Annotated in this window: 24 protein-coding genes; 13 read left to right on the top strand and 11 right to left on the bottom strand. The window is 71.1% G+C overall.

The features are described from left to right. Positions 1-62: 62 nt before the first annotated feature. The 4 genes from QWU11_RS10180 to QWU11_RS10165 are packed head-to-tail and all read right to left on the bottom strand — an operon-like array spanning position 63 to position 2,233. On the bottom strand, positions 63-635 hold the full coding sequence (locus QWU11_RS10180; protein ID WP_290104861.1) for an aminodeoxychorismate/anthranilate synthase component II: 573 nt from the start codon (positions 633-635) through the stop codon (positions 63-65). After that, positions 635-823 carry a hypothetical protein gene (locus tag QWU11_RS10175; RefSeq protein ID WP_290104859.1) on the bottom strand — a complete coding sequence of 63 codons (189 nt, stop codon included), beginning with the start codon at positions 821-823 and terminating at the stop codon, positions 635-637. Before QWU11_RS10175 ends, QWU11_RS10180 begins: the two co-directional genes overlap by 1 nt. Next, positions 823-1,467: a class E sortase gene (locus QWU11_RS10170; protein ID WP_290104858.1), complete on the bottom strand. Its 645-nt coding sequence runs from the start codon at positions 1,465-1,467 to the stop codon at positions 823-825. Before QWU11_RS10170 ends, QWU11_RS10175 begins: the two co-directional genes overlap by 1 nt. Next, the gene (locus QWU11_RS10165) at positions 1,448-2,233 is read right to left on the bottom strand and encodes a DUF881 domain-containing protein (RefSeq protein WP_290104857.1); all 786 of its coding nucleotides are present in this window, start codon (positions 2,231-2,233) and stop codon (positions 1,448-1,450) included. Before QWU11_RS10165 ends, QWU11_RS10170 begins: the two co-directional genes overlap by 20 nt. 103 nt (positions 2,234-2,336) lie before the next feature. Here QWU11_RS10165 and QWU11_RS10160 point away from each other — a divergent pair, with 103 nt between their 5' ends. The 5 genes from QWU11_RS10160 (at position 2,337) to QWU11_RS10140 (ending at position 5,209) form a co-directional block, all read left to right on the top strand. Then, positions 2,337-2,594 carry a cell division protein CrgA gene (locus QWU11_RS10160; RefSeq protein ID WP_290104856.1) on the top strand — a complete coding sequence of 86 codons (258 nt, stop codon included), beginning with the start codon at positions 2,337-2,339 and terminating at the stop codon, positions 2,592-2,594. A 421-nt stretch (positions 2,595-3,015) separates the two neighbouring features. Then, positions 3,016-3,399: a Scr1 family TA system antitoxin-like transcriptional regulator gene (locus QWU11_RS10155; RefSeq protein WP_290104855.1), complete on the top strand. Its 384-nt coding sequence runs from the start codon at positions 3,016-3,018 to the stop codon at positions 3,397-3,399. Then, complete coding sequence (locus QWU11_RS10150) at positions 3,396-3,533, top strand: DUF397 domain-containing protein (RefSeq protein ID WP_290104853.1); 138 nt, start codon at positions 3,396-3,398, stop codon at positions 3,531-3,533. The genes QWU11_RS10155 and QWU11_RS10150 overlap by 4 nt, the downstream gene beginning before the upstream one ends. 168 nt (positions 3,534-3,701) lie before the next feature. After that, positions 3,702-4,244, top strand: a complete 543-nt coding sequence (locus tag QWU11_RS10145) for a DUF6879 family protein (RefSeq protein WP_290104852.1) — start codon at positions 3,702-3,704, stop codon at positions 4,242-4,244. 74 nt (positions 4,245-4,318) lie between these two features. Then, the gene (locus tag QWU11_RS10140) at positions 4,319-5,209 is read left to right on the top strand and encodes a hypothetical protein (RefSeq protein WP_290104850.1); all 891 of its coding nucleotides are present in this window, start codon (positions 4,319-4,321) and stop codon (positions 5,207-5,209) included. Here the strand turns inward: QWU11_RS10140 and QWU11_RS10135 are convergent. Both QWU11_RS10135 and QWU11_RS10130 read right to left on the bottom strand, forming a co-directional pair. After that, the gene (locus tag QWU11_RS10135) at positions 5,206-5,949 is read right to left on the bottom strand and encodes a sulfite exporter TauE/SafE family protein (protein WP_290104849.1); all 744 of its coding nucleotides are present in this window, start codon (positions 5,947-5,949) and stop codon (positions 5,206-5,208) included. The two genes, QWU11_RS10140 and QWU11_RS10135, sit on opposite strands and share 4 nt — an antisense overlap. A 21-nt stretch (positions 5,950-5,970) precedes the next feature. Beyond that, entirely contained in the window at positions 5,971-6,720 is a 750-nt protein-coding gene (locus tag QWU11_RS10130; protein WP_290104848.1) for a TetR/AcrR family transcriptional regulator, read from the bottom strand. An 88-nt stretch (positions 6,721-6,808) separates the two neighbouring features. Between QWU11_RS10130 and QWU11_RS10125 the strand changes: the two genes are divergently transcribed. The 4 genes from QWU11_RS10125 to QWU11_RS10110 all read left to right on the top strand — a co-directional run bounded on the left by QWU11_RS10125 (position 6,809) and on the right by QWU11_RS10110 (position 9,572). Further along, positions 6,809-7,765, top strand: coding sequence for an ATP-binding cassette domain-containing protein (locus tag QWU11_RS10125; RefSeq protein WP_290104844.1), 957 nt, complete (start codon positions 6,809-6,811; stop codon positions 7,763-7,765). Then, entirely contained in the window at positions 7,758-8,528 is a 771-nt protein-coding gene (locus QWU11_RS10120; protein WP_290104843.1) for an ABC transporter permease, read from the top strand. Before QWU11_RS10125 ends, QWU11_RS10120 begins: the two co-directional genes overlap by 8 nt. Positions 8,529-8,639: 111 nt before the next feature. Continuing rightward, positions 8,640-8,852 carry a hypothetical protein gene (locus tag QWU11_RS10115; protein ID WP_290104842.1) on the top strand — a complete coding sequence of 71 codons (213 nt, stop codon included), beginning with the start codon at positions 8,640-8,642 and terminating at the stop codon, positions 8,850-8,852. Positions 8,853-8,942: 90 nt separating this feature from the next. Beyond that, complete coding sequence (locus QWU11_RS10110; RefSeq protein ID WP_290104841.1) at positions 8,943-9,572, top strand: hypothetical protein; 630 nt, start codon at positions 8,943-8,945, stop codon at positions 9,570-9,572. Positions 9,573-9,590: 18 nt separating this feature from the next. On the opposite strand, the gene QWU11_RS10105 is transcribed toward QWU11_RS10110, so the two are convergent. Then, a complete protein-coding gene (locus QWU11_RS10105; RefSeq protein WP_290105112.1) occupies positions 9,591-11,669 on the bottom strand; it encodes a heavy metal translocating P-type ATPase in 2,079 nt (692 codons plus the stop codon). 74 nt (positions 11,670-11,743) lie between these two features. After that, positions 11,744-11,953 (bottom strand): copper ion binding protein, encoded by a 210-nt coding sequence (locus QWU11_RS10100; RefSeq protein WP_290104840.1) that lies wholly within the window; start codon positions 11,951-11,953, stop codon positions 11,744-11,746. A gap of 155 nt (positions 11,954-12,108) precedes the next feature. On the opposite strand from QWU11_RS10100, the gene QWU11_RS10095 reads away from it, so the two are divergent. Continuing rightward, positions 12,109-15,270 (top strand): BTAD domain-containing putative transcriptional regulator, encoded by a 3,162-nt coding sequence (locus QWU11_RS10095; protein ID WP_290104839.1) that lies wholly within the window; start codon positions 12,109-12,111, stop codon positions 15,268-15,270. 1 nt (position 15,271) lies between these two features. Here the strand turns inward: QWU11_RS10095 and QWU11_RS10090 are convergent, their stop codons facing one another. Both QWU11_RS10090 and QWU11_RS10085 read right to left on the bottom strand, forming a co-directional pair. Then, positions 15,272-16,078, bottom strand: a complete 807-nt coding sequence (locus QWU11_RS10090; protein ID WP_290104838.1) for an ABC transporter permease — start codon at positions 16,076-16,078, stop codon at positions 15,272-15,274. Beyond that, positions 16,075-17,031 carry an ATP-binding cassette domain-containing protein gene (locus tag QWU11_RS10085; protein ID WP_290104837.1) on the bottom strand — a complete coding sequence of 319 codons (957 nt, stop codon included), beginning with the start codon at positions 17,029-17,031 and terminating at the stop codon, positions 16,075-16,077. Before QWU11_RS10085 ends, QWU11_RS10090 begins: the two co-directional genes overlap by 4 nt. 183 nt (positions 17,032-17,214) lie before the next feature. Between QWU11_RS10085 and QWU11_RS10080 the strand changes: the two genes are divergently transcribed. The 3 genes from QWU11_RS10080 (at position 17,215) to QWU11_RS10070 (ending at position 20,662) form a co-directional block, all read left to right on the top strand. Beyond that, entirely contained in the window at positions 17,215-18,300 is a 1,086-nt protein-coding gene (locus QWU11_RS10080; protein ID WP_290104836.1) for a sensor histidine kinase, read from the top strand. After that, a complete protein-coding gene (locus tag QWU11_RS10075) occupies positions 18,297-18,956 on the top strand; it encodes a response regulator transcription factor (RefSeq protein WP_290104835.1) in 660 nt (219 codons plus the stop codon). The genes QWU11_RS10080 and QWU11_RS10075 overlap by 4 nt, the downstream gene beginning before the upstream one ends. A 101-nt stretch (positions 18,957-19,057) precedes the next feature. Beyond that, the gene (locus QWU11_RS10070) at positions 19,058-20,662 is read left to right on the top strand and encodes a carboxylesterase family protein (RefSeq protein WP_290104834.1); all 1,605 of its coding nucleotides are present in this window, start codon (positions 19,058-19,060) and stop codon (positions 20,660-20,662) included. A gap of 1 nt (position 20,663) precedes the next feature. Here the strand turns inward: QWU11_RS10070 and QWU11_RS10065 are convergent, their stop codons facing one another. Next, positions 20,664-21,392 (bottom strand): acyltransferase, encoded by a 729-nt coding sequence (locus tag QWU11_RS10065; RefSeq protein WP_290104833.1) that lies wholly within the window; start codon positions 21,390-21,392, stop codon positions 20,664-20,666. Positions 21,393-21,457: the final 65 nt, after the last annotated feature.

Below are 21,457 nucleotides of genomic sequence, written 5' to 3'. Positions count from 1 at the left end.
TTACACCTGCCGGTACTCGTCTTTTGCCAGGTTTTTCGTCGCGGCGCCACAGCCTGCGGTTCTCACAGAGCGTGCGCGAGCCAATTCGCAAAAAGATCGTGGCCGTGCTCGCTGAGGATGGATTCGGGGTGGAACTGGACCCCCTCCGCGGGCTCGGTCCGGTGCCGTACACCCATGATCACGCCGTCCGGTGTACGGGCTGTGACCTCCAGGTCCGCCGGTACGGTCGCCGGGTCCAGCGCCAGCGAGTGATAGCGCGTGGCGGTCAGCGGCTCCGGCAGCCCGCGGAACACCCCCGCCCCGTCGTGGTGGATCGTGCTGGTGTAACCGTGGACGACCTCGGGCGCGTGGCCGACGGTGCCGCCGAAGACGGTCGCGATCACCTGGTGCCCGAGGCAGACGCCGAGCACCGGCCGCCGGATCTCCGCGGCGATGTCGAGGCAGACGCCCGTGTCCTCGGGCCGTCCGGGCCCGGGGCTGAGGAGAACGCCGTCGAAGCCGCTCACATCGGCGGCCGTCGTCTCGTCGCGGTCGCGTACGACGCAGTGGGCGCCCAGCTCGCGCAGGTAGGCCACGATGGTGTGGACGAAGCTGTCCCGGTTGTCGACGACGAGGACGCGCCGGGAGGCGCGCATCAGGGGCTCGGGCTCGGCGGGGCCGAGGTGCCGCCTCCGACGGTGCCGTGGTCGAACTGCAGCTTGGGCTCGATCCACGGGAACAGGAAGTACCAGAGCAGCACCGCGACGACGACCGCCGCCGCGAGGAACAGGCCGGCCCGCTCCAGGGTGCTGCCGGGCAGCCGGCGCCACAGCCAGGAGTACATCAGGCACCCGCCTCCTTCACGCGCGGCTTCGTCGAGACGAGCTGGCCGAAGACGATGAGGCGCTGCGCCGCGGAGTACTTGGGGTTGCAGGTGGTCAACGTGATCAGCTTCTTGGTGGGGTTCGCCCGCGGGCGTTCGGGCACGGGAGAGGCGACGCTCACGTCACTGGGCCGTACGACCTTGGTCGAGGTGACCTTGTAGACGTACTGGGTCGTACGGGTGTCGACGAGGATCTGCTCGCCGCCGTGCAGCTCGCCCAGCTTGTTGAAGGGCGCGAGATAGGTCGTACGGTGCCCGGAGACGACGAAGTTGCCGACCTGGCCCGGCATCGCGGTGCCCGGATAGTGGCCGGGCCCCTTGCGCAGGTCGGCGATCGAGACGCCCTCGATGATGACGTAGTGGAAGCTCTTGCCGAGGCGCGGGATGCGGATCAGCGCCAGGCCGTGCCCGAGGGCGACGCGCTCGGTGGTGACCTTGCCGGCGGAGGGCGTGGTGTTCCACGTGCGGTTCAGCTCGTCGCTGAGCTTGTGCTGCTGGGCCTGGGTGTACGCGCCAGTGCCCCAGAGCTCGTACGCGACGAAGAGCAGCAGGATGAGGCCGGCCGTGATGCACAGCTCACCGATGCTACGGATTAGTGTCCGCACCGTCGGCCTCCGTCGCGTATTTCGGCGTCGCGTTGCCGGTGTAGGCGGGCAATGTTGTCTTTTGGAGGGTCTTCACCGTGTACCCGAGTCCGTATTGATCGACGTACTGTCGGTAGATCTCAATCTCCGGTGAGGCGTCGAGCGCCGCCCGCAACCGGTCGGGCGCGCCGGTGGCGGTGATCCGGAACGGCGGCGAGTAGACGACTCCCTGCAGGATGAGCGTATTGCCTACGCAGCGGACCGCGCTCGTCGAGATCAGCCGTTGGTCCATTATTTGCATGCCGGTGGCACCGCCGGCCCACAGCGCGTTGACCACGGCCTGTACGTCCTGCTGGTGGACGACGAGGTCGTCGGGGCTCGGGTCGCCGGCGGCCCGGCGGCTGCGCGACGCGTCGTTGAGCGAGACGCGCACGCCCCGCCCGCTCACCGGGGTGAACCCGGACAGCGCCGCGAGCCGGTCGGCGTTCTGCTGTGCCGCCTGGACGCGCGCGTCGCGCCTTCCGGCCTGCCGGCCGAGGTCGTCGACCTGGCGGTGCAGGCTGCGGTAGGTGCCCTGGGACTCCTGATAGCCGCGTTGCTCCTGGGAGATGAGCTCGGTGACCTTGGTGCGGCTGCCGCCGCGCAGGTCCGTGCCGTGCGCGGTGCTCGCGCTGGCCGCGAACAGCGTGCCGGCGAATAGAGTGAGGAGCGGGATGGCGTGCCGCCAGGTGACGGCCCTTGACCTGCCAACACCGGGTTTTAGCCCCACCGCCACCTCCCACTGCAACCGTTATGGGCCTACGCTGCTCACCAGCGACTACGCTAACCGACAAACTGACCCATGCGCGGGCCGGGCATCCGGCCCTGCCCGCCCCGAGGAGAGACCCACCGTGCCCAAGTCGAAGGTACGCAAGAAGGCCGTCTACACCCCGCCGCAGCGGTCGCAGAAGGTGGCGGTCAGCCCGCGGTGGCTGGTGCCGACCATGGTGGGCTGCTGGTTGATCGGCCTGATCTGGATCGCCGTCTACTACGTGACGGCGAGCACCGGCACCAACGTGCCGGGCATGAGCACGCTCAGCAACTGGAACCTCTTGATCGGCTTCGGCGTGATCGTCGTCGGCGTGGTGCTCTCCACCCGCTGGCGCTGACAGGTTTCCCACACCGTTATCCACATGTTGTGGATGACCCTGTGGATCGAGCCGAGAGCCTCGATGGCGACCGGCCTCCCGCGGTATCCCCGGGAGGCCGCCACGGCCTCGGCGGGTCCGTCGTGCACTGACATCAGAAACCCACGAAACCGTGCGACAGTGCGCACTATCGTGATCACTCTCTGTGGATAACCTGGCCCTTCGCTCCGAAACGCGAAAGCGCCCGTTATCCCGGGAGTCGAGATGAATATGAACCCCCCCGCTGGATCCGAAGGAATCCATGTGGCATTGGCTCGCGCACGACCTGCGGCTCTACCGCATGCGGCGCGGACCATCCGGGAACGATCTGGCGAAACTGTTCAATGTCGCCCGGTCGTCCGTCTCGCGATACGAGAACAATGTCGCCCAATGAGATGACCGCATGGCCCTGAAGCTCGACAAGGAGTGGCGGACCGGCGGGCACTTCTCGATCATGCTCTGGTACGCCCGGCTCGGCCACGATCCCGACTGGTTCAAACAGCACGTCGACGTCGAGGCCCGTCCTCAGTGCTCAAGAACCGACGTCGCCGTACGCGTTGTGCCTATCGGTGCTGGTGGGCATCCGGGCATGGATGGGGCTTTCAAGATCATGACGACGGAGTCCGGCGATGTCGCCTTCGCCGATTCTCCGGGTGGGGGAAGACTCGTCCCAGTTGCGGCAGAGGTGCGGTCGTATGTCCTGAGGTACGATCGCGTCGGACAGCAGGCTATGTCGGAATTTCCCTCACGGGAACGAATCAAGCAAGCCATGGAGGCGATGCAATGATCCGACCCGAATGGCGTAAGAGCAGCCGCAGCAACTCCCAAGGCGGCGACTGCGTCGAGATCGCCGAATGGCGTAAGAGCGCCCGTAGCAACTCCCAGGGCGACGACTGTGCCGAGGTCGGCCAGGTCGTCTGACCCACCCCCACGTCTCGTGGCCCCTGCCGATCGGCGGGGGCCCTCGGCTTTTCTGGTGACGAAGCTCACCCACGGCTGCCCGGACGTGGCCATCTGTGACGGTTGGCACCCGCGACCGCCTCGGTTACCCCGACGATCATCTTGAGCCGACCTGACGGGAGGTGGCCCATGACGTGGAGCGGCAATTGGCCGACGTTCGAGGACTGGACGCAGATTCTGGGGTCGTGCGAGCGGTCGGCGTGGCATCTGGAGATGCGCGACTCGTACGCCGTCTCCAACGAGGACCTCATGTTCACGGCCTGGCGGGACGGACACCACGACGAGCCCGGCGACCGTGACTCCTGGTGGCGGCCCTGGCTGAGCCTGATGACCGAGACGACCGAGCGCGGCGTGGAGGTGCGCCGGGCACGGATCGTGTCCGAGCCCGTGACCGAGTACATCCGGTTCGAGTACGACATCTCATTCTCCAACATCGCCGCCGGGGAGCAGGTCCGGTGGCTGCCGCGCCGGCAGGCCTCGTCGCTCGCCCTGCCGGGGAACGACTTCTGGCTGCTGGACGGCGAACGCGTCCTGTTCAACCACTTCACCGGCGACGGAGACGAGACCGACTGCGAGTGGAGCGCGGACCCGGCGGTGGCCAAGCTCTGCGCGACGGCCTTCGAGTCGGTCTGGGAGCTCGCCACCCCGCACGATGCCTACCGGCCCGGCTGATCACACCCGGCCGGCTGATCGCACCCGGCCCAACTCATTGCGCCCGGCGCGGTCCGGCGTTGATGATCAAGGACATGGACGCCACGCTGCCCTTCCCCCTGCCGAGCCTCGACCGGTCCCAAGTGATCGTCGAACCCCCTGAGGGCGGTGCGGGCAACTGGGCCGGTGCCCCCAGCGCGTGCCTGGTGGACGGGGTCGTGTACCTCGCGTACCGGATGCGCGCGCCGGTCGGCAAGGGGCGCGGGTACGCGGTGGTGGTGGCGCGTTCGGAGGACGGCGAGCTGCTGCAGACGCTCAGCGTCATCCACAGCAGCGCGCTCGACGCCGAGTCCCTGGAACGCCCGGCCCTGCTGAGGACGCCGGACGGCCGCTGGCGGCTGTACCTGAGCTGCGCCACACCCGGCACGAAGCACTGGCGGATCGAACTTCTCGAAGCCGACGACCCACGCGACTTCGACCCCCGTACGGCCAAGGTCGTGCTCCCCGGTGACGAGCACGTGGGCGTCAAGGACCCGGTGATCGTGCACGAGGACGGCCGGTGGCACCTGTGGGCCTCCTGCCATCCGCTGGCCGATCCCGACGAGGCCGACCAGATGGTGACCGAGTACGCCACCAGCGAGGACGGCGTCGAGTGGACCTGGCAGGGCACGGCGCTGGGCCGCACGCCGGGCCGGTGGGACTCACGGGGCGTACGAGTGTCGGCGGTGCTGCCGGCCGGTGACCGTACGGTCGCCTGCTACGACGGGCGGGCCAGCGCCGCGGAGAACTGCGAGGAGAAGACCGGGATCGCGATCGGCGCCAGAGACTGCCTCACGCCCCAGGACCTCGCTCCGGCCGCCGAGTCGCCGTACGGCGGCCTGCGGTACCTCTGCGCGGTCCGCCTGCCGACCGCCTGGCGCGTCTACTACGAGGCGACCCGCGAGGACGGCGCCCACGACCTGCGCACCGAGCTCCACGAGGTCTAGTACGCGTCCAAGGCCAGCTTGACCGCCACGGCCAGGCCGCAGATCACCACGACGACGCGGAGCGCCTCGCCGGGCAGGCGCCGTACGAGGGAGGGCCCGATCCAGCCGCCCGTCATGAACCCGGCCGCCAGTGGCACCACCGCGGCCCAGCGGACCGGGCCGAAGAGCGCGAAACCGAGTGCGGCGACGCCGTTGCTCAGCCCCGACACGACGTTCTTGACCGCGTTGATCCTGATCAGCGGGAGTTCGAGCATGGCCGCGAGCAGCGCCAGCATCAAGATCCCGCCGGCCGCGCCGAAGTAGCCGGTGTAGATCGCGACGGCGAAGACCGCGCACCTCAGCGGCACACTGTGTTCACCGCCGGCGCGCGCCGCCGCCTCGGTGAGGCGCGGCTGCACGAGCAGGACGAGCGAGGCCAGGCCGACCAGCACGGGCGCGACCCGTTCGAACGCCCCGCCGGGCGTGAGGAGCAGCAGCGCCGCGCCCGTGGCGCCGCCGAGCGCGGTCAGCAGGCCGAGGCGCAGCACCCGGCCGCGCTGCCCGGCCAGCTCGCGCTGTGAGCCGGCCGTGGCCCCGACCGCGGTGAACATCAGGGCGACGGTGTTGGTCACGTTGGCGCTGAGCGGCGGGATGCCGAGGGCCAGGAGCGCCGGGTAGGACGCGATCGAGGCCAGGCTCACGACCGTACTGACGACGCCGGCGAGGATGCCCACACCGAGCAGGACAAAAGCGACGATCACCCCGCAACCCAAGCACAGGGGTCAGGAGCGGCTGGACACCAGGACGTCGATGCCGTCGAGAACGCGTTCGAGGCCGAAGGCGAACTCCCCTTCGGCGCTGTCCGCCTGGTCGAACACCCCTTCGTCGAGGGCGGACGCGATGCACGGGAAGCGTTCGGGGTCGATCACCTTTCGCAGGACGTCGCTGTAGGAGGACATCATCTGGTCCTCCGTGGAGAGAGCGGCGGCCACCGCCTCGGCGATGCCGTGGAACATCGCCTCGGTGTTGCGGACGTAGCCGCTGAGCAGCATGACCACCGAGATCTTCTCGTTGGTCGTGAGGCCGGTGCCGCGCAGCGACGCGAGGCCGTGTTCGAACCAGGCGATCTGCTGGGGGGTGTTCGGCGGCTCGGTGATCGTCACCCGCAGGGCCCACGGGTTGCGGCCCAGCGCCTCGCGGTAGGTCCAGCACCAGCGCGCCATCGCCTCCCGCCAGCCCTCGCCGTCGGCGCGCGGCTCGGGCGGCCCGCCGATCGCGGCGTCGAGCATCAGCGGGATGAGTTCGTCCTTGGCGGCGACGTAGCGGTAGAGCGCCATGGCGGAGACGCCGAGCTCCTTGGCGATGCGGTTCATCGATACCGCCGCGAACCCGTCGGCCTCGGCGACGCGTAGCGCCGCGGCCACGATGCGGTCGAGACTGAGCCCCGGCTTCGGCCCCTTGCCGGGGCGTTCTCGCAGGCCCCAGGCGGTCGCGAGGCTGGCCGGCAGGTCGGTTCCGCTGTCGCTGTCCATCAACTCCGCTTTCCGTGTTGACCGCCATCCTAGAACTGTGTATACCTTACGCAGAAGAGTTTATGGCATACACAGAAGCGGGGACGTCGTGAACGAACTGGCGGTCGAGGCGATCGGCCTCGAAAAGTCCTATGGGGCGGTACGCGTCCTGTCCGGCCTGGACCTGCAGGTCCCGCGCGGCAGCGTGTTCGCGCTCCTCGGCCCGAACGGCGCGGGCAAGACCACGACCGTGCGCATCCTGGCCACGCTGACGCGGGCGGACGCGGGCCAGGCGCGCGTGGCCGGGCTGGACGTCGTCCGCGAACGGGGCCGCGTGCGTCGCCGCATCTCCCTGACCGGCCAGTACGCGGCCGTGGACGAGTTGCAGACCGGCGAGGAGAACCTCCGCATGATGGCGCGGCTGTCCGGCGTCGCGAAGCCGCGCGCCCGTGCCCGCGAGCTGCTCGAACGGTTCGACCTGACCGAGGCGGGGCGGCGCCGGGCCGGGACGTACTCCGGCGGGATGCGCCGCCGCCTGGACCTCGCGGCGGGCCTCGTCGCCGAACCCTCAGTCATCTTCCTGGACGAGCCGACGACCGGCCTGGACCCGCGCAGCCGCCAGCAGATGTGGGAGGTCATCACCGACCTGACCGGCTCCGGGGTGACCGTCTTCCTCACGACGCAGTACCTGGAGGAGGCCGACCGGCTGGCCGGGCGCATCGCCCTCGTGGACGGCGGCCGGGTGGTCGCCGAGGGCACCGCGAGCGAGCTGAAGCGGCGCATCGCCGACCAGCGCCTCGACCTGGTCCTCGCCGACGCGGCGACATACGACGAGCTGGACCGCCTGCTCGGCGGCCGGGTGGTCCACCGCGACCCGGCCGGCCTGACCGTCGGCGTCGAGACCGACGGGAGCGCCGCCCACGTACGCACGCTGCTGGACGAGATCGACCCGCGGCGCGACGCCGTACGCACCTTCTCGGTGCACTCCGCCACCCTCGACGACGTCTTCCTCGCCCTGACCGGCCACCAGGCCGCCCGACCCGTACCGGAGACCACCGATGTCTGAGCTCGCCGCGATCCGTCCCCTCACCGACGCCCTCACCATGACCGGCCGATCGCTCCGGCTCACCCGCCGGCAGATCGACGCGCTACTGATGTCGCTGATGCTGCCGATCATGCTGATGCTCGTCTTCGTCTACCTGTTCGGCGGCGCGATCCAGACCGGCACGAAGTACGTCACGTACGTCGTGCCGGGCGTGCTCCTCCTGTGCGCCGGCTTCGGGTCGGCGACGACGGCGGTCAGCGTCTGCAACGACCTGGCCGGCGGCATCATCGACCGGTTCCGCTCGATGAACATCAGCGGGACGGCCGTCCTGAGCGGGCACGTGGCCTCCAGCGCCGTGCGCAACCTGGCCTCGACCGTCGTGGTGTTCGGGGTGGCGTTCCTCATCGGGTTCCGCCCGCACGCGGGAGCGGTGCAGTGGCTGGCCGCGATCGGTGTCCTGCTCGCGTTCGTCCTCGCGATCTCCTGGCTGGCCGCGGCGTTCGGCGTGCTCGCCAAGACGCCCGAGGCCGCGGGCGGGTTCTCCTTCTTCGTGATGTTCGTGCCGTACGCGAGCAGCGCGTTCGTCCCGATCGACACGATGCCCTCCTGGCTGCACGGCTTCGCCCGCGACCAGCCGGTCACCCCGGTCATCGAGACGGTCCGCGGCCTGCTCCTGGACCAGCCGATCGGCGACAGCGCCTGGCTCGCCCTGACCTGGTGCGGCGGCATCCTCGTCGGCTCGATCGCGCTCGCGGCGGTTTTCTTCCGCCGCCGTACGGCCTAGCGCATTGATCCCTGGACGCGGCCGGAGGCGTGCCAGGGATGCCGGGTCCGTGATTCCGTGCGCCAAAGGAACGCTCAGCGGGCTCGGCGCGATACAGAAGGAAGAAGCCTTGTGAGCGTTGGGTCCGCCTTCGTCAAACGGGCCGTCACGGGTGTCGCGGCGTCCACCATCACCGTCGGCGGCTTCTACAACGTCAGCCACGCCCACTTCGACATCCTGACGTCAGTGCCGTTCGCGGGCGACCCGTTCGGCCCGAACCACTCGGGCATGGCCCTCGGAACGCGCGGCACGACCAGCGCCCCGTCGATTCTCCGCTGGCAGTAGACCCGCACGTGGGGACGGGCAGGTGGCGGCTTGCCCGATCCCTTGATGTACATCTGGAGACGGTGGGGCAGGGGCGCCATGATGGTGACGGTGACCGCCCCCGAGTCCAAGGACACCAGCAAGCGCGAGTCCGACAGCCAGAAGATCGACGCCATAGCCGAGTACGTGCGCGACCAGCGCAAGGCGGACAAGTCTCCATGGAAGTCTCTTGAAGGGTTGTCCGTCTACCTGGCGATCGCGGCCTTCTTCTTCGGAATCGGCACTTTTACCGATTTGCGAAAACATTTTTTGAAGGATCCCGATAACTTAGCCAAGGTTAACTACGTCAAGAGAATGGACGGCTATTGCACAGGCTATATCGCTACGACATTCCCCAGACACGTGGGCGCCGTATTTGCCGCGATTGCCGCCGACGACCTCGACGTCCTGTCTGCGCGTGAGCGGATGGGACTGGCCTGGACCACCGTCCCGATACCAGCGAACATGTCCCCTAAGGACATCGGCGTGGCCAACTCGGTCAGGTCCTACTATGTCGCCTCCGACAATTTCCTCCAAGCCGCAATCGGCCGGGCCAGAGTGGGCGACGGAGAAGGATACGCGCTCGATATCGGCCTGTACCGGCAGACCAACGCGGCATTTATCAAAGAGGCCAGCGACTTCGGTTTTACTGCCTGCAATCACCTCTGGGGGGTCGACAACGTCCCGAAGCTGAACCCCTAGAGCGGCGATCCCACCGGCTTATGCGCGGAAGCGCCGCAGGCGGAGGCTGTTGCTGACCACGAAGACGCTCGAGAACGCCATCGCCGCCCCCGCGATCATCGGATTGAGCAGCCCTGCCGCCGCCAGCGGCAGGGCCGCCACGTTGTAGGCGAAGGCCCAGAACAGGTTGCCCTTGATGATCGCCAGCGTGCGCCGGGACAGCCGGATGGCGGCGGCGGCGGCCCGCAGGTCGCCGCGGACCAGCGTCAGGTCGGCGGCCTCGATGGCGACGTCCGTGCCGGTGCCCATGGCCAGGCCCAGGTCGGCCTGGGCCAGTGCGGCGGCGTCGTTGACCCCGTCGCCGACCATCGCGACCGCCCGGCCCTCGGCCTGGAGCCGCTTCACCGCGTCGACCTTGTCGGCGGGCAGCACCCCGGCGATCACCTCGGTGATGCCGACCTCGGCCGCGACCGTACGGGCCGCGGCCTCGTGGTCGCCGGTCAGCAGGACCGGGGTCAGCCCGAGCGCGCGCAGCTCGGCCACGGCCTGGGCGCTGGTGTCCTTCACGGTGTCGGCGACGACGAGCACGGCGCGGGCCCGGCCGTCCCAGCCCGCCACGACCGGTGTACGCCCCGCGGCCTCGGCCGCCGTCCTGGCCGCCTCCAACGCGGCGGGCAGCTCGCCGAAGAGCGACGCGCGGCCCGCGAGCACCGCGTGGCCCTCGACGGTCCCGCGTACGCCCCGGCCTTCGAGGTTCTCAAAGTCGGTGACCGGGGGAAGACCCGCGCCGGCCCGGCTCGCGATGGCGCGGCCGATCGGGTGCTCGGAGGCGTGTTCGAGCGCGCCGGCCAGGCGGAGCGCCTCGCCGGAATCCTCGTCCGTGACGACGTCGAGGAGCGTCATCCGCCCGGTCGTCACCGTGCCGGTCTTGTCGAGGACGACCGTGTCGACGGTGCGGGTGGACTCCAGCGCCTCGGGACCCCTGATCAAGATGCCGAGCTGCGCGCCGCGCCCGGTGCCGACGAGCAGCGCCGTGGGCGTGGCCAGGCCCAGCGCGCACGGGCAGGCGATGATGAGCACCGCGACGGCGGCGGTGAACGCGCGGTCGGCGGAGGCCCCGGTCGCGAGCCAGCCGCCGAGCGTGGCCAGCGCCAACGCGATGACGATCGGCACGAAGATCCCGGAGACGCGGTCGGCGAGGCGCTGGGCCTTGGCCTTGCCGTTCTGCGCCTCCTCCACGAGGCGGGCCATCTGGGCGAGCTGGGTGTCGGCGCCGACCCTGGTCGCGCGGACGACGATGCGACCGCCGGCGTTGACGGTCGCGCCCGTCACGGCGTCGCCGGGGCCGACCTCGGCGGGTACGGACTCGCCGGTCAGCAGGCTCATGTCGATGGCCGAGCCGCCCTCGACGACGACACCGTCCGTGGCGATCTTCTCGCCGGGGCGTACGACGAAGGCCGTCCCGGGGGTCAGCCGGTCGGCCGGGACGCGCTCCTCGCGGCCGTCGCGCAGGACGGCGACCTCCTTGGCGCCCAGCTCCAGAAGCGCTCGCAGGGCGGCGCCGGCGCGGCGCTTGGCGCGGGCCTCGAAGTAGCGCCCGGCCAGGATGAACACGGTGACGCCCGAGGCGACCTCGAGGTAGATGTCGCCGCCGGTGCGGAGAGCCAGCGCGTACACGGACCAGACGAAGGCCGCGCCAGTGCCCATCGAGACGAGGGTGTCCATGGTCGCGGTGCGCAGCTTGAGGTTCTTCCACGCCGCGCGGTGGAACGGCAGGCCGCCCCACAGCACGACCGGGGCGGCCAGCACGAGTGAGACCCAGGACCAGTACGCGAACCGCAGCGGCGCGACCATCGCCAGCGCGACGACCGGGACGGCCAGGACCACAGAGATGATCAGCCGGTCGCGCAGCGGGCGGACGTCGTCGCCCTCGGGCTCCGGAGCGGGCAGGGCGGCGGTGTAGCCGGCCTTCTCCACCTGGGCGATCAGGTCGTCGTGGGTGACGCCGCCGCCGAACCGTACGCTCGCCCTCTCGGTGGCGTAGTTGACCGTCGCGGTCACCCCGTCGAGCCGGTTGAGGCGTTTCTCCACCCGGTTGGCGCACGACGCGCACGTCATGCCGCCGATGACCAGCTCGACCCGGCCGTCGTCGCGTACCGATGCGTCTGTCACGGTGGTGCTCCTCGTCTGGTCTACGAACCCACGACCTCGTAGCCCGCCTCGTCCACCGCCTCGCGTACGGCGGTCTCGGCCACGGCGGTGTCGCTGGTGACGGTGACCGCTCCGGTGGCCAGGTCGACGTCGACGCCGGTCACACCGTCGATGCGGCCGACCTCACTGCTGACCGCGGAGACACAGTGGTCGCACGTCATGCCCTTGACCGCGTAGCGGGTGGTGATCATGGCTTCTCCCTCTGGCTCGGCTACCCCGGCACCATATACCCCTATAGGGTACAGCCCGGTGACTGAAAGGATCATTCCCTCGCCCGCGTGGCATCTACCACAGTTCCGCGACGCCGCCCCGAACGCGAAAACCCGATAGTTGCGACAATGGCGGCGTGCGCATCGGCATTCTGGGTCCCCTGGACGTACGGGACGGGTCGGCTCGGCCCATCGACGTGAGCGGTCCGCGGCTGCGCGCGCTGCTGATCCGGCTGGCCGTGGACGCGGGCCGTACGGTCAGTACCGAGCGGCTGATCGACGACCTGTGGGGCGACTCACCGCCCGCAGGCGCCGCCAACGCGCTCCAGGCGCTGGTCTCACGCCTGCGCGGCGTGAGCGGCCACGACGTGGTCGAGTCCCGGCCGGGCGGCTATCGCCTCGCCGTGGACCCGGGCCAGGTGGACGCGGTGGAGTTCGAGCGGCGGGTGACCGACGCGCGGTCCGGGAGCGATCCGGCGGCCCGCGCCCCGGCGCTCCGGGACGCGCTCGGGCTGTGGCGCGGGCCGGCGCTCGCCGACGTCGCCTCGGCGGGCTTCGCCTCCGCGCCGATCGCACGGCTGGAGGGGCTGCGCCTGGAGGCCGTGGAGGAGCGGATCGAGGCCGACATCGCGCTCGGCCGCGCGGCCCGGCTCGTCCCCGAGCTGGAGGAGCTCACCGCCCTTCATCCGCTGCGCGAACGGCTGCGCGGCCAGCTCATGCGGGCGCTGTACGCCGCCGGCCGGCAGGCCGACGCGCTCACCGTGTACGAGGAGACCCGCCGCACGCTCGCCGACGGCCTCGGCGTCGACCCCTCGCCCGCGCTCGCCGAGGTGCACCTGTCGATCCTGCGCGGCGAGCCGGACGCCCCGGGGCCCGCCCTCGCGCCGCGGACCAACCTGCCCGCGCAGCTCACCAGTTTCGTCGGCCGTGCCACGGAGATCGAGCGTGTCCGCGACCTCCTCGGCGCGGCCCGCCTCGTCACGCTCACCGGCCCCGGCGGCACCGGCAAGACCCGGCTCGCGTGCGAGGCCGCGAGCCGGATGGCGGGCGCGACGCCGGACGGCGTGTGGTTCGTGCCGCTCGCCCCGGTACGCGGCGCGCTCGACGTGCCCCAGGCCGTGCTCGTCGCGATCGGCATCCCCGAGCCGGTCCGCATCCTGGAGGCACGGGAGATGGTCCGGCCGCTGGACCGGCTCACCGACGCCCTGGCCGACAAGCGGCTGACCCTGGTCCTGGACAACTGCGAGCACGTGCTCGACGCCGTCGCGACGCTGGCCGACCGGCTGCTGACCACCGCGCCGGGCGTCCGTGTGCTGGCCACCAGCCGCGAACCCCTCGGCATCACCGGCGAGTCGCTCTGCCCGGTCCCCTCGCTCTCCCTGCCGCCCGAGGACACCGACGCCGAGAGCGCCCGCTCCTATGACTCGGTGCGGCTGTTCACCGACCGCGCCGCCGCCGTACGCCCGGGGTTCGCCCTCGACGCGGACACGGTCGCGCCGGTGGTGCGCATCTGCCGGGCGCTGGACGGCGCGCCGCTGGCCATCGAGCTCGCCGCCGCCCGGCTGCGCGCGCTCACCCCCGTCCAGGTCGCCGACCGCCTGGACGACCGGTTCCGCCTGCTCAACGTCGGCAGCCGCACCGCGCTGCCCCGCCACCAGACGCTGCGCGCGGTCGTCGACTGGAGCTGGGAGCTCCTCGACGACGCCGAGCGGCGGGTGCTGCGCCGCCTCGCGGTCTTCAACGGCGGCGCGACGCCGGAGAGCGCGGAGGAGATCCTTGACGAGGACGTCATCGACGTGATCGCCTCGCTCGTGGACAAGTCGCTGGTGATGGCCACCGGCGACACCGAGGTCCGCTACCGGCTGCTGGAGACCGTGCGCGCGTACGCGACCGAGCGGCTCGCCGAGGCCGGCGAGGACAAGCGGCTGCGGGACGCGCACGCCGCGTACTTCCTCGACCTGGCCGAGCAGGCCGAGCCGGAGCTGCGCGGCCACGACCAGCTCATCTGGATCGAGCGGCTGACCGCCGAGCGCGACAACTGCAACACCGCCCTCCAGCACGCCATCGACACACGCGACGTGGACACCGCCATACGCCTCGTGGGCAACCTGGCCTGGTTCTGGATCCTGCTCGACTACGAGGCCGAGGCCGGTCAGTGGGCGATCGAGGTCTGGAAGATCGCAGACGGGGAGGCGCCGCCGGGTGCCGAGGACGCGTACGCGATCTGCGGCTTCACCGCCACGATGGTCACCGAGATGCTCCGGGACGAAGGACCGCAGCACGACACGATCCTCGACTCCCTCCAGGGCGCGGTCGCCATGGTGCCCGAGAACTCCACCCATCCGGCGCTGGCGATCTGCCGGCCGCTCGTCCGGATCTTCAGCGGTGACATCGACGGCGCCTTCGACGAGCTGGACCGGCTCGCCGAGCATCCACACCCGTGGACGCGGGCGGCGCAGCACATCTTCCGCGCGTACCTGACGATGAGCCTGGGCGACATCGACCAGGCGGCGGAGGCCGCCGCGGCGGCGTACGCCGCCTTCGGCGAGGTGGGCGACCGCTGGGGGATGGTCGGCGCGCTGACCGGCATGGTCGAGGTCGACCTGGTACGCGGCCGGCCGACCGAGGCGATCCGGGCCAGCGAAGAGGCGCAGAGTTACGCCGCCGCCGGCATCAGCCCGGACCAGACCGCGGCCCTGCTCATTCAGAACGGTCGTGCGCACGTCGTGGCGGGCGACTACGCGAAGGCCCGTGCGCTCCTGGAACGCGGCGCGAAGGCGGCGGAGCGGATCTCCGAGCGCGGCGACGCGGCCGGCGGCTGGATCTGGCTCAGCGAGGTCGCGCGCGCCGAGGGCGACCTCGACGAGGCACGGTCCTACCTGGACAAGGCGCTGACGATCATCGAGCCGAGAAAGGCGCGGGCGGACTTCGGCACGTCGGCCTCGATGGTCTACAGCAAGCAGGGGTGCCTGGCCGAGCAGCTCGGCGACCTGGACGGCGCGGAGGAATGGCATCACAAGGCGCTGGGCGCTCTCGACCGGATGATCACGATGCCGATCGACCGTCTCGTCGGCACTCTCGTCCACGGTTTCGCCGCGCTGGCCGCCGCCCGGGGCGAGCACGAGCGCGCCGCCGAACTTCTCGGCGGCGCGCACACACTGCAGGGCGTGCCCGACTCGTGGAGCCTGGAGATCGACCGGACGACCGCCTCGGCCCTTTCCGCCCTCGGCCGTACGGCCTTCGACGAGGCCTACGAACGCGGCCGGGGCATGACCCGCGCCGAGGCGCTCGCGCTCTGAGTCAGACCTTGCGGCCGTACATCCACACCGCGATCGGGAACGACACCAGCACGATCCCGGCCGCCCAGGCGAGGGTGTAGTAGACGTGGTTGCCGACCGGCCCGCCGACGGTGAGCGCGCGCACCGAGTCGGCGAGGTGCGTCACCGGGTTGATCTTCACCCACGCCTGGAGCCAGCCGGGCATCGTCTTGGTGTTGGCCAGCAGGACGCTGCTGCCGAAGGTGAGTGGCATCGTCCAGATGAACGCCAGCCCCTGCACCGTCTCCGGCGAGGGCGCGACCAGCCCGACCAGCGCCGAGACCCAGCAGACCGCGAAGTAGAAGACGTAGGCAAGGCCGAACGCGGCGAGCACCGACAGCGGGCTCGCGTGGAAGCGGAAGCCGAGCAGCGAGCCGAACGCCACCAGCATCACCATCGTGACGCAGAAGCGCACGGTGTCGCCGATCACCGCGCCGATCAGCGGCGCGGAGCGGGCGATCGGCAGGCTGCGGAACCGGTCGAAGACGCCCTTGCGGATGTCCTCGCACAGCGAGGTGCCCAGCCCCATCGAGGCGAACATCCCCATCTGCGCCACCAGGCCGGGGAGCAGTTGCTGGAGGTACGCGTGGGTGCTGCCGGCCACGACGCCGCCGAAGACGTACAGGAACATCAGCAGGAAGATGATGGGCATCAGCGTGACGTCCATCAGCTTCTCGGGAGAGTGCTTGAGCTGGGTGACGTTGCGCCAGGCCAGCGTCAGGCCGTTCTGTAGGGTCTGGGAGGGTCCGATCCGGCCCGTCTCCAGGGGTTCGAGGGCGATCGCGGTCATTGTTCTTGTCCTTCGGATTCGGCGGGGTGGCCGGTCAGGCTGAGGAAGACCTCGTCCAGGCTGGGGCGGCGCAGCGCGAGCTCGGACGCGACGATGTTCGCCTCGTCCAGGCCGCGCACCACCACGGTCAGCGTCGCCGGGTCGTCCAGCGGGGCGGTGACCAGGCCGGTGTCGAGGTCGACCTCGGGCTGCCCGCCCGTGATCCGGGCCACCACCTCGGCCACCTCCGGCGTACGGGCCCGGTCCATCGCGCGTACGGCGAGCGTCTGCCCGCCGATCTTCTCCTTGAGCTCCTCGGCGGTGCCGTCGGCGACCACCCGGCCGCGGTCGAAGACCACGATCTGGTCGGCGAGCGCCTCGGCCTCGTCCAGGTGCTGCGTGGTGAGCAGGACGGTCGCGCCGTCCGTGACCAGCCCGCGCACGGTGTCCCACACGGCGTTGCGGGCGCGCGGGTCCAGGCCGGTGGTCGGCTCGTCCAGGTAGATGACCTGGGGGTCGTTGACGAGCCCGACCGCGAGGTCGAGCCGCCGGCGCATGCCGCCGGAGTAGGTCTTGGCGGCGCGTCCCCCGGCCTCCGACAGCTCGAAGCGGTCGAGCAGCTCACGGGCGCGTCGCTTGGACTCGGCACGGCTGTGCCCGACCAGACGGGCGACCATGATGATGTTCTCGACCCCGGTCAGCTCCTCATCGACCGAGGCGTACTGGCCGGTGAGACTGATCAGGCGGCGTACGCGGGCGGCGTCCTTGACGACGTCGTACCCGCAGACCTCGGCATGCCCCTCGTCCGGCTTGATCAGGGTGGCCAGGGTGCGCACCGCGGTGGTCTTACCGGCCCCATTCGGGCCGAGCACACCGAGCACCGTGCCCTGCCGCGCGAGGATGTCGACGCCCGCCAGTGCCTGGGTCTCCCCGAAGCGTTTCTTCAGGCCCTCGGCCCGTATCACGTGTTCCATGGCGAGTCTTTCGATAGTCCGTCTCGTTTATGGACCCCACTGTGGCGCGCGTCGCTGACACGGCGCGCACACGAAGCCCCGGCTCGCTGACACGGCGCTGATACGCCTCGGTCTCACGAGTGAGGACGGGTTCACTCCGGCGACGGAGGTGCCCGCGCCGCACCCGCCGTACGCTGGGCGGCCGTGAAGCTCCCGCCCCGCATCGACGTCGCGATCGCCGCCGTGGTCACCGTCGCGATGGTCATGCCCACCTTCGTCCCCCACCGGCAGCCGTGGTGGGTCGTGGTGCTCGCGGTGCTCTCGTCGGCGCCGCTCGTGTGGCGGCGCAGGTTCCTCATCACGTCGGGGCTGGTGACCGGGGGCGCGGTCACGGTGCTGGCGCTCGTGCATCACGGCCTGGCGCACGAACTGCCGGTGCTGATGCCGTACGGGCCGCTGATCTGCACCTACACGTTCGCGGACCTGGCCCCGGCGGCCTGGCGGGCGATCGGCGGGGTCGTCCTGGCGGCCGGGGTGATCGTCTCGCTGGTCCTGCCGCACGAGAACGTCGACACCTACGGCTACGTGATCACGTCCTACGTCGCCGCGTACGCCCTGGGCGTGGGCACGCGTGCCCGGCGCGCGCAGCGTGAGGCGGTGGACGAACGCGCCCGGCGGCTGGCGGAGGAGCGCGCCACCGCCGTCGCCGAGGAACGCACGCGCATCGCCCGCGACATGCACGACATCGTCACCCACTCGGTCGGCCTGATGGTGGTGCAGGCCGAGGCCGGTCCCCTGGTCGTCCGGTCCGACCCGGCGCGCGCGGAGGCGGCCTTCGAGGCCATCGCCGACACCGGGCGGGAGGCGATCGGCCAGCTCCGGCAGATCCTCGGCACGCTGCGGGGGACGGGCGGGCGCGAGGCCCGGCCCGGCCTCGGCGCGGCCTCCGACCTGGTCGACCGGGCGCGGCAGGCCGGGCTCGACGTCTCGGTCGAGGAGCGCGGGGAACGGCGCGCGGTCCCGGCCTCGGTGGACATCGCGGCGTACCGGATCATCCAGGAGTGCCTGACGAACACCCTGCGCCACGCCGCCGCCCGTACGGTCCGGGTCCTCCTCGTCTGGTCCTCGCGGTCGCTGACCGTCGAGGTGGCCGACGACGGCCGGGGCGCGCCCGGGCTCCGCGAAGGCCACGGCATCGTCGGGATGCGCGAACGCGTCGGAGCGTGCGGCGGCACACTCGACATCGACCCGCGCGGTTTCACCGTGACCGCGACCCTGCCGATCGGATGACCCTCATGCGTGTGCTCGTCGCCGACGACCAGGACCTGTTCCGCGGCGGTTTCGCCATGATCCTCGGCGCGCAGGACGACATCTCCGTCGTCGGGGAGGCGGCCGACGGCGCCGAGGCGATCGCCAAGGCGGTCGAGCTGGAGCCCGACCTGGTGCTGATGGACATCCGGATGCCGCACGTGGACGGCGTGACGGCCACCGCCGAGATCTGCCGGCGGACGTCGGCGAAGGTGCTGGTCCTGACCATGTACGACATCGACGACTATGTCTACGAGGCGCTGCGCGCCGGGGCGAGCGGGTTCCTGCTGAAGGACGTGCGCCGCGACGACCTCGTCCGCGCGGTGCGGCTGGTCGCGGCGGGGGAGTCGCTGCTCGCGCCGTCCGTCACCCGCCGCCTGATCGAGGACGTCGTACGCCGCGGGACGCCGCGCCCCACGCTGCGCGCCCGTCTCGGCACGCTGACCGAACGCGAGATCGACACGCTCCGGCAGATCGCGCGCGGCCTGTCCAACGCCGAGATCGCCGCCGAGCTGGTGGTCAGCGAGCACACGGTGAAGACGCACGTCAGCAACCTGCTGACCAAGCTCGGGCTGCGGGACCGGGCCCAGGCCGTGATGTTCGCCTATGAGTCCGGCCTGGCCGTCGCCGGCTCCTAGACCTCGACCGTACGGGTGAGGCGGGGTTCGCTCCCGTCGGCGATCCGGGCGGGTGCTCTCCGGGCGTTGGCTCGTTCGCAGCCTACGCAGGAGGAGTCTCCATGTTCCGCGCTGTCCCCAAGGCCGCCCTGCTCGCCGTCGCGCTGGTCGCGGCGGCGTGCGGCGCGCCGTCGGCGGCCCACTCTCGACCGGCCTGCGCCACCCGTACCTCGCTCGGTGTGGTCGCCGGCACGACGCAGGCCGGGCTCTGCGTCTTTCGCGGCATCCCGTACGCCGCGCCGCCCGTCGGCGGCCTCCGGTTCCGGCCGCCTCAGCCGGTCCGGCCGTGGCGCGGGACGCTCACGGCGGACGACGGCACGCGCGTCTGCCCGCAGACGCGCGACCAGCTCTCGGAGGACTATCCCGACCGGCGGCCGGTCTACACCGACGAGGACTGCCTCTACCTCAACGTGTGGACGCCGCGGCCCGACCCCGCCAAGCGGCCGGTGATCGTGTTCATCCACGGCGGCGCGGCGAGGTTCGGCACCGCCAACGAGCCGCGCTACGACGGGGCCAGGCTCGCGGCCAGGGGAGACGCCGTCGTGATCTCCCTGAACTACCGGCTCGGCGTGTTCGGCTGGTCCGATCTGGGCGGCCTGGACCCGTCGTACCAGGGCTCGGGCAACAACGGGCTGCGCGACCAGATCGCCGCGCTGACCTGGGTGCAGCGGCACGTCGCCGACTTCGGCGGCGATCCGGCCCAGGTCACGGCGGTCGGGGAGTCCGAGGGCGCCTTCTCGCTCAGCGCGATGCTCGCCACCGACCACCCCGAACGGCTGTTCCACCGCGTCATCCTGCAGAGCGGCAGCGGCGCCCTCGTGCACTCCCCCGCGTTCGAGCGCAAGCTCGCCGCCGGCTTCCCCGTCCACAGCATGAGCACGCTCAAGGCGATGTCGACGAGCCAGGTGCTCGACATGCAGGAGAAGGCGGTGAACGGCCTGCCGGGAGCGGCCGGCGGGGCCCTGTACTTCGGCCCGTACGTCGACGGCACGCTCGTGCGCGACTCGGTGACCGAGCGGGTCGCGGCCGGGAACGCGCGCGGCGTCGACCTGCTCATCGGCACGAACCTGGACGAGATGAACTTCTTCGGCCAGTTCTCGCCTCACGGGCTGGATGAGATCGCCGGGCAGTACCGCGGGTTCTTCCCGCCTTCGCTCGCCGCTCGCCGGCCGCGGATGACGGCGGTCTACCGACGGCACCGGACCGCGCGCGACGCGGCGCTGGCGATGTTCACCGACCAGGGCATGCGCGTGCCGGCCACCCGCCTCGCCGAGGCCCAGAGCCGGTGGCGGCCGACCTACGTCTATGAGTTCGACTGGCAGCCGCCGTCCGGCGCCGGGGCGGTGCACACGATCGAGCTGCCGTTCATGTTCGGCACGCTGCGCTTCACCGGGATCCAGGGCGGCGACGCGGCGCTACGCGCCGACCGCGCCCGGCTTTCCCGCCTGTCGGACCAGATGGTGGACGCCTGGACGTCGTTCGCCCGTACCGGCGACCCGGGCGCGCGGCGTACGGTCGCCCGCCCCGCCTGGCCCGCCTGGCCCGCCTACCGGGCGCCGCGGCGCACCACGATGCTGTGGAACCTGTCACCGCGGACCGCCGCCGATCCCCGTGGCGGCGAACGCGCGCTCTGGAACGGCTACCCGTTCGGCTCCTTCGACCTGTGACTCAGCCGGCCATCTCGCCGGGCTGGTCGGCCTCGATCAGCTCGGCGATCTTGGCGAGGGTCTCGGGGTCCAACGGCACCTCGGGCAGCGGCGGGAACCAGCCGGTCGCCGGGTCGTACCTGCGGACCACCTTGGCGGGCACGCCCGCGATCACGCTGTGGTCCGGGAACTCCCCCCGTACGACGGCGCCCCCGGCCACCACGACGTTGCGGCCGAGGCGGGTGCCCGGCAGCACGATCGCGCCGGTGCCGAGCCAGCAGCCGTCGCCGATGACCACGGACTCGTTGACCGGCCACTGCCGGCCGACCGGCATGTCCGGATCGGTGTACCCGTGGTTCTGGTCGGTGATGTAGACGTACGGCCCGGTGAACACGTCGTCGCCGATCTCGATCGACTGGTGCCCGACGATGTGACTGCCGCGGCCGATCGAGCAGGCCTTGCCGATCGTGACGATCGGCTCCGGGCCCAGGTCCAGGCCCGGCACGAAGCCGGCCGAGAGCGTGACGTGCACGCCGATGAGGGTGTGGTCGCCGACGCGGATCCACGGCTCACCGTAGATCGCGCCGGTCGGGAAGCCGATGCACGCGCCCTCACCGAGGTAGGCGAACCGCCGGCCGGCGGGGGTGCTCGGCGTGATCTCGGCGTGTGAGCGGAGCCACTCCCACGTCCGGTGCAGGACTACCGCGATCATCCTTCGGCTCGCGTTGCTCAGCGATGACCTCAGCGACATGGGGAAGACGGTACCGGGTCAACCCGAATGTGATTCGCCCCACGTCGTCTGGTTCGTCCCAGCAG

The organism is Actinomadura sp. DC4 (assembly GCF_030406325.1).
Classification (GTDB): Bacteria; Actinomycetota; Actinomycetes; order Streptosporangiales; family Streptosporangiaceae; genus Actinoallomurus.
The sequence above is the reverse complement of the archived record's forward strand: the minus strand, read 5'-3'. Positions and strand labels throughout refer to the sequence as shown.